The organism is Xanthomonas sp. LMG 12461 (genome assembly GCF_009192935.1).
In the GTDB taxonomy this organism is placed as follows: domain Bacteria; phylum Pseudomonadota; class Gammaproteobacteria; order Xanthomonadales; family Xanthomonadaceae; genus Xanthomonas_A; species Xanthomonas_A sontii.
On record NZ_NQYT01000026.1, the window covers coordinates 32,344 to 44,278 of the forward strand.

An 11,935-nucleotide genomic window follows, 5' to 3' on the forward strand; every position below is an offset into this window, starting at 1 on the left:
CGTTCATGCCCGACCGTGTCTGCTAGCGCTTGCCGCGCGCCCGACCGCGTCCCTCCCCTCGCCTTCGCCACAGGAGCTGCCCCATGTCCCGTCCCGATCCCACGCCGCCGCCGCGGCGGCCCTGGCTGGCGCTGGCCGGCATCGCCGCGATCGCCGCGGCACTCGCCGCCGCCTTCGCCTGGAGCGCCGGCTGGCTCGGCGGCCCGCAGCGGCTGACCGCGCAGCGCATGACCGACGCCATCGAAGCCGGCGGCCCGCCGCATCCGGGCTTCCGCCGTGCGCACAGCAAGGGCGTGTGCGTCAGCGGCCATTTCGAGGGCAACGGCCAGGGCAGCGCGCTGTCCTCGGCACGGGTGTTCGCGCAATCCTCGGTGCCGGTGCTGGGCCGCCTGTCGATCGGCGGCGGCGACCCGCATGGCGCCGACGGCACCGCCCGCGTGCGCAGCATGGCGCTGCAGTTGCGCAGCGACGACGGCCAGGAATGGCGCACGGCGATGAACAGCTTCCCGTTCTTCGTGGTCGCCAGCACCGAGGGCTTCATGGCGCAGACGCTGGCCGCGCGGCCGGATCCGGCCACCGGCAAGCCGGACCCTGCGAAGATGGCGGCGTTCCTGCAGCGCTACCCGGAGGCGAAGAAGTTCCAGGAGTGGGCCAAGACCGCACCATGGTCCAACAGCTGGGCCAACACCCAGTACAACGGCGTCAACGCGTTCCGCTTCACCGCCGCCGACGGCAGCACACATGCGGTGCGCTGGTCGATGCGCCCGCAGACCCCGTTCGCGCCGCTGTCGGCCGAGCAACGCGCCAAGGCCGACGCCGACTTCCTCAGCGACGACCTGCAGGCGCGGCTGGCGCGCGGTCCGCTGCGCTGGGATCTGGTGCTGACCGTGGCCGCGCCCGGCGACCCGGTCGACGATCCCTCGCAGCCGTGGCCGCAGGACCGCCAGCAGGTGGTCGCCGGCACCCTGGTGCTGGACCATGCCGAGCCGCAGGCCACCGGGCCGTGCCGCGACCTCAACTACGATCCGCTGATCCTGCCGCACGGCATCGCCGGCTCCGACGATCCGATCCTGGCCGCGCGCTCGGCGGTGTACTCGCAGTCCTTCAATCGCCGCGAGCGCGAGATCGCCCGCGGCCAGGCGCCCGATGCGACCGGCAATGCGACCGGCAAGCCGCACGGAGGTGCGCAATGAACCGCGACGACCGCTCCGCGCACTTCAACCCACTCGCGCGCGTGCTGCACTGGCTGATGGCGGCGATGATCCTGACCATGCTGTTCGTCGGCGTGGGCATGGTCGCCTCGGTGTCGCAGCGGCCCTGGCTGCTGAACCTGCATCGCCCGCTGGGCATCGCCATCCTGTTGCTGGTGCTGGTGCGCCTGGGCAACCGCCTGCGGCACCGGCCGCCGCCGCTGCCGGCCGACCTGCCGCGCTGGCAGCAGGCTGCCGCGCACGCCTCGCACTGGCTGCTGTACGCGCTGATGCTGGCGATGCCGCTGCTGGGCTGGTCGATGCTCTCGGCCGGCGGCTACCCGATCGTGCTGTGGCCGGGCGTGCAATTGCCGCCGATCGCGCCGCACAGCCCGGCGCTGTATGCCTGGCTGCGCAGCGCGCACGGCTGGCTGGCCTACCTGCTGTTCGCCACGGTGCTGGCGCACCTGTGCGCGGCGCTGTTCCATGCCTGGGTACGCCGCGATGGCGTGTTCTCGAGCATGGCGCGCGGCGCGGCGACGCCTGCAGCGCCACGCGACAAGGCGTAGTCCACCCACGACACGACACGCGGGACGCAGCGCGTGCGTCCCGCGCTGCGCACGCTAGCGCCGGCACGCGCATGTCGATTCGGCCAGTGCGGTGCGGCCTGTCTCCCGGGCGATGCCACGCGTTTGTGTCGCTCCCGACATGGTCCCGGCCCCGGGCCGCCGTTACACTTGTCGGCGGACGGGCGCGCTGGTCAGCGCTTTCGCGCGCTACCGCCTGTCGCCGGCCTTCTCGGTGCAGCTCAACCTCAACAACCTGCTGGACAAGCGTTACTACGCGCAGATCTACGGCGACGGTGCCTGGGGCGAACCGCGCAACGGCACGCTGAGCTTCAGCTGGTCGTTCTGAGCCGGCAGGCCGCGCGCGGGTGCTGACGCTGGCACGGCCGCGGCGCAGGCGCGCGACCGCGGCACTGCATGCACGGGATGGAGCCGGCCTAGGCCTCGGCGATGCGCAGCGGTGCGTCGCCAGCGGCAGCGACCCGGTTGCGGCCGCTGCGCTTGCCGCGGTACAGCGCCGCATCCGCGCAGCGCAGCAGTTCCTCGGTGCTGCGGCCGTGGTCCGGATAAGCGGCCACGCCGATCGACACGGTCACCGGCGGCAGCGCCTGACCCTGGTGCTGCACCTGCAGGTTCGCCACCGCGGCGCGGATCTGCTCGGCGCGGCGCTGCGCCACGTCGGCGGCGGCGCCCGGCAGGATCACCGTGAACTCCTCGCCGCCGTAGCGGCAGGCGATGTCCTCCGGCCGCACCAGCCCGGCCAGCAACTGACCGAACGCGGCCAGCAAGGCATCGCCGCCGGCATGACCAAGGCGGTCGTTGAGCGCCTTGAAGTGGTCCAGATCCAGCATCATCAGCGCCAGCGGCTGCTCACGGCGCTCGCAGCGCGCCAGTTCGCGCACCAGCGATTCTTCCAGGTAGCGGCGGTTGTACAGCCCGGTCAACGGATCGCGGATCGACTGCGTGCGCAGGCGCTGGCGCAACTGCAGGTTGTGCAGCGCCATCGCCAGCTGTTCGGCCACCACCTCGACCAGGGGCAGGCGCTCGAGCAGGGTCGGATCGCGGCTGGACAGATGGATCAGCCCCAGCGGCTCGCCCTGCACCATCATCGGTACGCAGGTGCCATGGCGTGCCACGCCGGCGGCGTGCGCGCAGGCCGGCGCGGCGCCGGGCCGCTGGATCTGGGTGGCGCGGCTGCGCAGGCCTTCGCAGCCGCTCAGCGACAGCGACGGCGCGCACACCGCATCCTCGCCCCAGTGCGCGACACAGACCGCCTGCTCGCCCGCCGCGTCGGTGCAGTACACGCTGCAGCCGGCGTCGCCGAGCAGGCGCTCCAGCGCCTGCCGCGCGACCTCCACCGCCTCGTCCTGCTGCACGCAGCTCTGCAGTCCGCGGCTGCAGCGGTTGAGCGTGCGCAGATCCTGTTCGGTGCGCTGCATCTGCTGCACGGTGCCCACCAGCAGCGCATTGGCATGGTGACCGCGCTGCTCGGCCTGGCTGCGGCGGCCGATCTCGCGGCGCAGCAGCAGGTACAGGCCCAGGGTCAGCGCACACACGGTGGGGATGCCGATCACCGCCAGCCGGCGCAGCAGGTCGGCGTTGGCGGCGGTGGAGCGGGCGCTGCTGGCCAGCGCCGCGCGCTCGCTGCGCACCAGGCTGTCGGTGTTGCGCCGGATCGCCTGCGACATCAGACGGCCCTGGCGGGCGCGCTCCGGGTCCGGCTTGCGCATGCCTGCCGCCCTGCCCTGGAAGCGGGCCACGGCGAGCGCGCTGTCGCGCATGCGCGCCTCGATCTGCGCCTGGACCTCCTGCAGCCGTTGCTGCTGCGCGGGGTTGCCCTGCAGCAGCGTGGCCAGTTGCTGCAGCCGCGGCGGCAGCGCGCGCTGGCACGCCCGGAAATCGGCCAGGTGTTCTCGGCTGTCCAGCAGCAGGAAGCCGCGCAGCGAGGCATCGCAGTCGGCGAGGTTGAGCTGCAGGCCGTTGATCTCGGCAATGACCCGGTGGCTGCGCTGCACCGCGGCCGCATCGGCGAGAAAGCGCTCGCTGCCCACCAGCACGCCGCCACTGATGCCCAACAGCAGCAGCAGGGCCAGCGGCACGCCATAGCGGTTGATCGTGGTGGAGGGCATGGCGTTGGCCAATGGGAGGAAGGAAGGCCGCGCGCGCCCTGCACTGCGCTGCGCAGTCAAGCGCAGGGAGCCATGCAAGTTTCAGGCCGAACCGCGCGCCGCGTCACAGCCAGCCCTTCTGCCGGGCCAGCCGCGCCGCCTCGATGCGGTTGCCGACCCCGAGCTTGCCGATCGCCTCGGACAGGTAGTTGCGCACCGTGCCCGACGACAGCCCCAACTGCGTGGCGATGTCGCCGGCCGAGGCGCCCTCGCCGGCCAGACGCAGCACCTGGCGCTCGCGGTCGTTGAGCGGGTCGGCCTCGGACCAGGCTTCCAGCGCCAGTTCCGGGTCGATCGCGCGGCCGCCGCGGTGCACCTGGCGGATCGCCTCGATCAGCCGCTGCGGCGGCGCATCCTTGAGCAGGTAGCCGCCGACCCCGGCGTCCAGGGCGCGGCGCAGGAAGCCGGGGCGGGCGAAAGTGGTGACGATGATGACGCGCACCGGCAGTTGCTGGCGCTGGATGCGCTGGGCCAGCTCCAGGCCGCTGAGGCCGGGCATCTCGATGTCGGTGACCAGCAGGTCCGGCGCATGCGCCTGCAGCGCGCGCCAGGCGGCTTCGCCGTCGGCCGCGCTGGCGACCAGGTCGAGATCCGCTTCCAGGCCCAGCAGTGCGCCCAGCGCACCGCGCACCATCGCCTGGTCCTCCGCCAGCACTAAACGAATCACGGCACCCCCCGGTCCTTGTCGGCCCATTGTAGTGCCCGGGCCGGGCCGGCGCTCAGCCGAGCGCGGCGTCCTGGTCCACCGGGGACTGCATCCGCGCCGCCGGCGCGGCATCCGCCATCGCCGCCTCGACCCGCGGCAAGGGCGCGGCGGCGACCAGGCAGGTGCCCAGGCCGCGCTCGGAGGCGATGCGCAGGCTGCCGCCCACCGCCTCCAGCCGCTCGCGCATGCTGCTCAGCCCGGTGCCCGGCTGCAGCGCGCCGCCGCGGCCGTCGTCGCGCAGTTCCAGCAGGGCCTGGCCGCGCTCGCACCACAGCCGCAACTGCGCGTGGCTGGCACGCGCGTGGCGCTGGATGTTGGTGGCGGCCTCGCGCAGCACCAGCGCGAACACCGTCTCCAGCTGTGGGCACGGCGGCAAGGCCTCGACCTGGTAGCGGAAGGTCACCCCCGACGACTCCAGCAGCAGCTTGGCCGAGGCGATCTCCGCCGCCAGCTGCGCCGCGCGGATGCCACTGACCGCACGCCGCACCTGGCTCAGCGCCTCGCGTGCCACCTGGCCCACTTCCTCCATCTCACGCTGCGCCGCGGCGGCGTCATGGGCGAGCAGGCGCGTGGCCAGGTCCGACTTCAGCGCCACCAGCGACAGGGTGTGGCCGAGCAGGTCGTGCAGGTCGCGACCGATGCGCTCGCGCTCGGCCACCGCCGCCAGGCGCCGCACTTCCTCGTGGCTCAGGCGCAGCTGCGCCTCGCCGCGCGCACGGCGCTCGAAGCTGATGTTCATCAGCCCCACCGACAGGCCGACCACCACCGCGCTGACCATGTACAGCGGCGACCAGCCGCGCATCGTCCAGGCCAATGCGAACGAGGCCAGCACCAGCAGCATCGCCGCCACCGCCCGCTTCGGCTCGAAGCAGAACGCCAGGAAGGCGCAGGCATAGATGATGTAGCACTGCGCGCCGGGGTTGTACGGCAGCACCACGAACGCCAGCGCCGCCATGCCGGCCACGCACCAGGGCAGGTAGCGCCGGTGGCGGTAGTAGGCCACGTAGTACAAGGCCAGGAACATCAGATAGCTGGCCAGCGTCGGCGGGAACCAGTTGCGGAAGTAGTACGGCTCGTACAGCGGAGTGACGAACAGCCAGATCGACCACACCAGCGACAGCCACACGAACCAGTGGGTGCTGGGCTTGGCCGAGCTCCAGCCGATGCGGCGGGCGATCAGCGAGTCGGGCGAGGCGTGCAGCAAGGCGATCACGTCGGGCTCCCAGGGCGGCACGGCCGCCGCAGCGCATAGCTTAGCGAAGGCGCCGGCGCGCGAAACCGCGCGGCAACGCCGGGATCGGCGCGGCGTGCCATCAGCCGCGGCGCAGGCGCCGCTGCGCCAGCGCGTAGAACACCACGGTCACCGCCAGCAGTGCGGCGACATGGCCGGCACTGCCGTGACCGTCGCCCTGCCCGACCACGCGCAGCGCCAACTGGCCCAGGTGATACGACGGCCACAGCGGCGCCAGCGTGGTCAGCCATGCCGGCAGCAACTGCAGCGGGATCCACAGCCCGGACAGGAACGCCATCGGCAGGTAGATCAGGTTGACCAGCGCCGGCGCACCGCTGCCGCCGGCATAAGCGCCCAGCGCCAGCCCGATCGCGCAGAACGGCAGCGTGCCCAGCACGTCGACCAGCAGCAACCCGATCCGCTGCGCCGGCGTCAGCATCACCCCGCCGAGCACGGCGGCCAGCGCCTGCAGCAGCACCCCGATCGCCAGCGCGAACGCCATCGCCAGCGCAGTGCGCGCCAGCAGCAGCGCCAGCGGTGGCACCGGCATCGCCCGCTTCAGCGCCAGCAGGCCGCGTTCGCGGTCCAGGGCCAGGCCGACGCCGAAGCCGAACAGCGCCGGCGCCATCACCCCGAACACGCTGTAGCTGGCCATCAGGTACACCGCCGCGTCGTGGCGCCCATGATTGAGCAGCACGCCGAACAGCAGGTAGAACAGCGGCGGGAACAGCAGCGTGGGCAAGGCGAACGACGGCGTGCGCAGCCAGCGCAACACTTCGTAGCGGATTTCGCGCAGCAGCAGCGCGAACTGGTCGCGCAGCGACCAGGCGGCCGCCGGCGAGGCAACGGAAAGATCGGTCGGGTTCATGCGGCCTCCGCACGGGTGATGGCGAGAAAGGCGTCGGCGAGGCCGGCCCGGCGGACTTCCAGCGCGGTCAGCGCCGGATCGCTGGCGAGCAGCCGCGCCACCACCGGCTCGGCCGGCTCGGCGACCAGCTCCAGCACCCCGTCGCGGCTCTCGGCGCGACGCACCTGTGGCCACTGCGCCACCTGCGCCGCCGGCAGCGCGCTGCGGCAGCGGATGGTGCATTGCTCGAAGCGCGCACGCAGTTCGGCGACGCTGCCCTCGGCGATCAGCGTGCCGCGCTGCAGCACCGCCACCCGGTCGGCCAGCGCCTCGGCCTCTTCCAGATAGTGCGTGGTCAGCAGCACCGCGCAGCCATCGGCGACCAGTTCGCGGATCGCCCGCCACAGGCCCTGCCGCGCCTCGATGTCCAGGCCGGTGCTGGGCTCGTCCAGGAACAGCACCCGCGGCCGCCCGCAGATCGCCATCGCGAATTGCACGCGGCGCTGCTGGCCGCCGGACAGTTGGCCGTAGCGGCGTGCCATCAACCCGTCCAACCCGGCCAGCGCCACGCAGTCGGCGACGCTGCGCGGCTGCGGGTAATAACCGCGCGCCTGCAGCAGCAGTTCGCTTACGCGCAGGGTGTCCGGCAGCCCGGCGGTCTGCAGCATCGCCCCGGCCTGGCGGCGTGCGGCCAGCGCCCGCGGATCCTGCCCGCACAGGCGCACGCTGCCGGCGTCGGGCGTCTGCAGCCCGAGCAGCAGGCTCACCGCGGTGCTCTTGCCGGCGCCGTTGGCGCCCAGCAGCGCCAGCAACTGGCCGGGTCGCAGCTGCAGGTCGACGCCGTCGAGCGCGACCAGCGTCCCGTAGCGCTTGTGGACGCCGCTGAGCTGCGCCAGCGGCAACGCATCGTGATCGGGCATGGGACACTCCGGTGGTGGCAGGGAGTGCCTAGGCTGCGCCGCGGCAGAGTCGCCGCCCAGTGCGGCGCGTCAGCTGCAGTGGATGACATCTGTCACTGGCAGCCCCCGCACGATTGCCGCATGCTGCGATCCACGCCGAGGGGCGGCGTTCTCCCGCTACAGCGCATCGCAGAAAGTGACTTCCGGCCATGCCCACGGCGGCCGGTGGCTCGCACACTGCAGCGCGCCGACCGTTTCGTTCAAGGACACGATGAGTACTTCCTCCGACCTGCTCAAGGAACTCCGTATCGACCGCAAGGCGCCGCCGAGCGAGCCGCCGTCGCGGCGCGGGCTGTGGATCGCCGTGGTGCTGCTGGTGGTGCTGCTCGCCCTGGGCGCCGGCGGCTGGTGGCTGTTCGGCCGCAGCAAGCCGCTGGAGGTCCGCACCGCCGCGGTGGTGGCGATCGCCCCCGGCAGCAGCAGCGCCTCGGTGCTGGACGCCAGCGGCTACGTGGTGGCGCGGCGCATGGCCACGGTCTCGGCCAAGATCACCGGCAAGGTGCGCGAGGTGCGCATCGAGGAAGGCATGCGCGTGGAGGAAGGCCAGGTGATGGCGACGCTGGATCCGATCGACGCCAACGCGCAACGGGTGCTGTCGGCCTCGCAACTGGACGCGGCACGCAGCCTGGTCGCCAACATGCAGGCGCAGGTGCGCCAGGCCGATGCCGACGCGCAGCGGCTGCAGACCCTGGCCGGCCAGCAACTGGTCTCGCGCTCGCAGTACGAGCAGGCGGTGGCGCAGCGCGATGCCCTGCGTGCGCAGCTGCAGAACGCGCAACGCAACGTGGCGGTGGCCGGCAACCAGTTGTCGATCTCCGATCTCAACGTGGACAACACCATCGTGCGTGCGCCGTTCTCCGGCGTGGTCACCGCCAAGGCGGCGCAGCCGGGCGAGATCGTCTCGCCGCTGTCGGCCGGCGGCGGCTTCACCCGCACCGGCATCGGCACCATCGTCGACATGGATTCGCTGGAGATCGAGGTCGAGGTGGGCGAGTCCTACATCGGCCGGGTCAAGCCGGGCATGCCGGTGGAAGCCACGCTCAACGCGTATCCGGACTGGAAGATCCCGGCCGAGGTGATCGCGATCATCCCCTCCGCCGACCGCGGCAAGGCGACGGTGAAGGTGCGCGTGGCGCTGAAGCAGAAGGACGCGCGGATCGTGCCGGAGATGGGCGTGCGGGTCAGTTTCCTGGAGGCGCCGCAGCCGCAGGCGCAGCACACGCCGCAGGGCGTGCGGGTGCCGGGCGCGGCGATCGTCAAGCGCGCCGGCCAGGATGTGGCGTTCGCGGTCAAGGAGGACAACACGGTCGAGCAGCGCGCGCTGAAGACCGGCATCGCCCTGGGCGACGACCGCCAGGTACTGTCCGGCCTGTCCGCCGGCGACACGGTGGTGCTGGATCCGCCGGAGGCCTTGCGTGCCGGCATGCAGGTGAAGACGGCGGAGGCCGCTGCGCAGTAGTGCGCGATGGTGTGCTGCAAATTGTGTCAGCACCCGATGTCGCACTTGATGTAGTCGCTTTTCAACTGCGCCCAGCGCCGTCACACCGCTCTTGCTCTTGCTCTTGCTCTTGCTCTGCTGTTGCTCTGCTCTTGCTCTGCTCTTGCTCTGCTGTTGCTCTGCTGTTGCTGTTTCTTGGCTTCGGCTCTTGATTCACCGGGTTCCCTTCCGCAGCGGCGGATGGACCGGGGAAAAACCCGAAGGGCGGCGCACATGGATGTGCGCCGTTCGCGGCAGGGGCAGGATGCCCCTTCCGCGAATCCCCGGTGCATCCGCGGACCCGGAGCGCGTAGCGCGGAGGGCGCGAGGCAGGGCGCGCTTTCTTTTGGTTACCTTTTCTTTGCGCGAGCAAAGAAAAGTAACTCGCCCGAAAGGGCGAAAGCCTTTGCTCCAAGCTTTTGTGTCCGATGAGAAAAACTGTAGGAGCGGCGTTAGCCGCGACAAACGTAATTGGTCATGCATGTCGCGGCTGAAGCCGCTCCTACGATCCAGCGGTCGTCACCGTAACAGCAAGTGCAAGAGCAAAGCTTTCGCCTTGCGGCGAGTTACTTTTCTTTGCTTGTGCAAAGAAAAGTAACCAAAAGAAAGCACACCCTGCCTACGCGCCCTCCGCGCTAACGCGCTCCGGGTCCGCGTCCAGCCCGGGGATCCGCGGAAGGGGCATCCTGCCCCTGCCGCGGACGGCGTACATCCATGTACGCCGCCCTTCGGGTTTTTCCCCGCGCTGGCCGCCGCTTCGGAAGGGAACCCGGCAAGTCAAAAGCAAGAACAACAGCAACAGCAACAGCAACAACAGAAGCAACAGCAACAACTGCACTTGCAACCGCAACCGCAACCGCAACGGTAAACCCCTCGCCCACCGGCGACCGCATCGCCTCCACCTCGTCCACCGCCAGGAACACCACCATGTCCACCCTCGTCACCCTGCGCAACGTCACCAAGACCTACCAGCGCGGCCCCGAGAAAGTCCAGGTCCTGCACGGCATCGACCTGGATATCGCCCGTGGCGACTTCGTCGCCCTGATGGGTCCGTCCGGCTCCGGCAAGACCACCCTGCTCAACCTGATCGGCGGGCTGGATTCGCCCAGCGGCGGCGAGATCGAGATCGAAGGCCAGCGCATCGACCGCATGAGCGGCGGGCAGCTCGCCACCTGGCGCAGCCACCACGTCGGCTTCGTGTTCCAGTTCTACAACCTGATGCCGATGCTCACCGCGCAGAAGAACGTCGAACTGCCGCTGCTGCTGACCTCGCTCAGCGCCGCCCAGCGCAAGCGCAATGCCGAGATCGCGCTGACCCTGGTCGGCCTGGCCGAGCGCCGCAACCACAAGCCCAGCGAACTGTCCGGCGGCCAGCAGCAGCGCGTGGCCATCGCCCGCGCCATCGTCTCCGACCCCACCTTCCTGATCTGCGACGAACCCACCGGCGACCTCGACCGGCGTTCGGCCGAGGACGTGCTGAGCCTGCTGCAGGAACTCAACCGCAGCCACGGCAAGACCATCGTCATGGTCACCCACGACCCCAAGGCCGCCGAGTACGCCACCCACACCGTGCACCTGGACAAGGGCGAGCTGGCCGACGCGCCGGCCGCGCACTGAGCGAGGCGATGCCATGAAGTATTTTTCGTTGATCTGGGCGCAACTGTTCCGCAGCAAGACGCGGACAGTGCTGACCCTGTTCTCGGTGATCGTCGCCTTCCTGCTGTTCGGCCTGCTCGACTCGGTGCGCGTCGCGTTCACCGCCGGCGGCTCGGTGGAAGGGGTCAACCGCCTGGTCGTGGCCTCGCGTCTGTCGATCACCCAGTCGCTGCCGGTGCGCCTGGAAGCGCAGATCCGCAGCGTGCCGGGCGTGCGCGACGTGACCTATGCGATGTGGTTCGGCGGCATCTACAAGGATCCCAAGGACTTCTTCCCCAACTTCTCGGTGGCGCCGAACTTCTTCGACGTGTACAGCGAGTACGTGGTGCCGCCGGAGCAGCTCAAGGCGTTCCGCGACACCCGCACCGGTGCGGCGGTGGGCGAGGCGCTGGCGAAGAAGAACGGCTGGAAGGTCGGCGACGTGATCCCGCTGCAGGCCACCATCTTCCCGCGCGGCGGCAGCAACGACTGGCCGCTGGAACTGAAGGCGATCTTCCGCGCCAAGGACCGCGCCAACGTGCAGGCGGAGAACCAGTTGATGATGAACTGGAAATACTTCGACGAGAGCAACGACTACATCAAGGGCAAGGTCAGCTGGTACACGGTGCGGCTGGACAATCCCGAGCACGCCTCGCGCGTGGCGCAGGCGATCGATGCGCTGTCGGCCAACTCCGACCACGAGACCAAGTCGCAGACCGAGTCGGCATTCCAGCAGGCCTTCGTCAAGCAGTTCGCCGACATCGGCCTGATCGTCACCTCGATCATGGGCGCGGTGTTCTTCACCCTGGTGCTGCTGACCGGCAACACCATGGCGCAGGCGGTGCGCGAACGCATTCCGGAACTGGCCACGCTCAAGACCCTGGGCTTCCAGGACCGCACGGTGCTGACCCTGGTGATCGTCGAGTCGGTGCTGCTGATCGTGCTCGGCGGCCTGCTCGGCATGGCGCTGGCGGCGGCGGCGATCCCGGTGCTGGCCAGCGCCAGCCGCGGCGCACTGCCGGTGCACGCGGTACCGCTGCAGACCTGGCTGATCGGCGCGGCGCTGATGCTGGTCATCGGCGTGGTGGTCGGCCTGCTGCCGGCGCTGCGCGCGCAGCGGCTGAAGATCGTCGACGCCCTGGCCGGGCGCTGAGCC

Annotated in this window: 10 protein-coding genes and 1 pseudogene; 6 read left to right on the forward strand and 5 right to left on the reverse strand. The window is 70.7% G+C overall.

The window, feature by feature from the left end:
* Positions 1-83 precede the first annotated feature (83 nt).
* The 3 genes and pseudogenes from CEK68_RS07180 to CEK68_RS07190 form a co-directional block, all read left to right on the forward strand.
* Positions 84-1,193 (forward strand): catalase family peroxidase, encoded by a 1,110-nt coding sequence (locus CEK68_RS07180; RefSeq protein ID WP_152238981.1) that lies wholly within the window; start codon positions 84-86, stop codon positions 1,191-1,193.
* Positions 1,190-1,759 carry a cytochrome b gene (locus CEK68_RS07185; RefSeq protein WP_152238982.1) on the forward strand — a complete coding sequence of 190 codons (570 nt, stop codon included), beginning with the start codon at positions 1,190-1,192 and terminating at the stop codon, positions 1,757-1,759. Before CEK68_RS07180 ends, CEK68_RS07185 begins: the two co-directional genes overlap by 4 nt.
* Before the next feature lie 175 nt (positions 1,760-1,934).
* Positions 1,935-2,105 (forward strand): annotated as a pseudogene (locus CEK68_RS07190) (TonB-dependent receptor); the annotation flags it as partial.
* Positions 2,106-2,193: 88 nt separating this feature from the next.
* On the opposite strand, the gene CEK68_RS07195 reads toward CEK68_RS07190, so the two are convergent.
* From CEK68_RS07195 to CEK68_RS07215, 5 genes are all read right to left on the reverse strand, one after another.
* A complete protein-coding gene (locus CEK68_RS07195) occupies positions 2,194-3,885 on the reverse strand; it encodes a diguanylate cyclase (protein WP_017908336.1) in 1,692 nt (563 codons plus the stop codon).
* Positions 3,886-3,988: 103 nt separating this feature from the next.
* Positions 3,989-4,591, reverse strand: coding sequence for a response regulator transcription factor (locus CEK68_RS07200; RefSeq protein ID WP_026143841.1), 603 nt, complete (start codon positions 4,589-4,591; stop codon positions 3,989-3,991).
* Between the two features lie 52 nt (positions 4,592-4,643).
* On the reverse strand, positions 4,644-5,843 hold the full coding sequence (locus CEK68_RS07205; RefSeq protein WP_152238983.1) for a sensor histidine kinase: 1,200 nt from the start codon (positions 5,841-5,843) through the stop codon (positions 4,644-4,646).
* 100 nt (positions 5,844-5,943) lie between these two features.
* Positions 5,944-6,729, reverse strand: a complete 786-nt coding sequence (locus CEK68_RS07210; protein ID WP_152238984.1) for an ABC transporter permease — start codon at positions 6,727-6,729, stop codon at positions 5,944-5,946.
* Entirely contained in the window at positions 6,726-7,628 is a 903-nt protein-coding gene (locus CEK68_RS07215) for an ABC transporter ATP-binding protein (RefSeq protein ID WP_152238985.1), read from the reverse strand. The genes CEK68_RS07210 and CEK68_RS07215 overlap by 4 nt, the downstream gene beginning before the upstream one ends.
* A 250-nt stretch (positions 7,629-7,878) precedes the next feature.
* Between CEK68_RS07215 and CEK68_RS07220 the strand changes: the two genes are divergently transcribed.
* From CEK68_RS07220 to CEK68_RS07235, 3 genes are all read left to right on the forward strand, one after another.
* Positions 7,879-9,126 carry an efflux RND transporter periplasmic adaptor subunit gene (locus tag CEK68_RS07220; protein ID WP_152238986.1) on the forward strand — a complete coding sequence of 416 codons (1,248 nt, stop codon included), beginning with the start codon at positions 7,879-7,881 and terminating at the stop codon, positions 9,124-9,126.
* Positions 9,127-10,071: 945 nt separating this feature from the next.
* Positions 10,072-10,761: an ABC transporter ATP-binding protein gene (locus tag CEK68_RS07230; RefSeq protein WP_152238988.1), complete on the forward strand. Its 690-nt coding sequence runs from the start codon at positions 10,072-10,074 to the stop codon at positions 10,759-10,761.
* A gap of 13 nt (positions 10,762-10,774) precedes the next feature.
* On the forward strand, positions 10,775-11,932 hold the full coding sequence (locus CEK68_RS07235) for an FtsX-like permease family protein (RefSeq protein WP_152238989.1): 1,158 nt from the start codon (positions 10,775-10,777) through the stop codon (positions 11,930-11,932).
* Positions 11,933-11,935 lie beyond the last annotated feature (3 nt).

Excerpts from the sequence above, each read along its gene's own strand:
- CEK68_RS07180 (WP_152238981.1), top strand. The coding sequence starts at position 84 with ATGTCCCGTCCCGATCCCACGCCGCCGCCGCGGCGGCCCTGGCTGGCG.
- CEK68_RS07185 (WP_152238982.1), top strand. The coding sequence starts at position 1,190 with ATGAACCGCGACGACCGCTCCGCGCACTTCAACCCACTCGCGCGCGTG.
- CEK68_RS07195 (WP_017908336.1), bottom strand. The coding sequence starts at position 3,885 with ATGCCCTCCACCACGATCAACCGCTATGGCGTGCCGCTGGCCCTGCTG.
- CEK68_RS07210 (WP_152238984.1), bottom strand. The coding sequence starts at position 6,729 with ATGAACCCGACCGATCTTTCCGTTGCCTCGCCGGCGGCCGCCTGGTCG.
- CEK68_RS07215 (WP_152238985.1), bottom strand. The coding sequence starts at position 7,628 with ATGCCCGATCACGATGCGTTGCCGCTGGCGCAGCTCAGCGGCGTCCAC.
- CEK68_RS07220 (WP_152238986.1), top strand. The coding sequence starts at position 7,879 with ATGAGTACTTCCTCCGACCTGCTCAAGGAACTCCGTATCGACCGCAAG.
- CEK68_RS07230 (WP_152238988.1), top strand. The coding sequence starts at position 10,072 with ATGTCCACCCTCGTCACCCTGCGCAACGTCACCAAGACCTACCAGCGC.
- CEK68_RS07235 (WP_152238989.1), top strand. The coding sequence starts at position 10,775 with ATGAAGTATTTTTCGTTGATCTGGGCGCAACTGTTCCGCAGCAAGACG.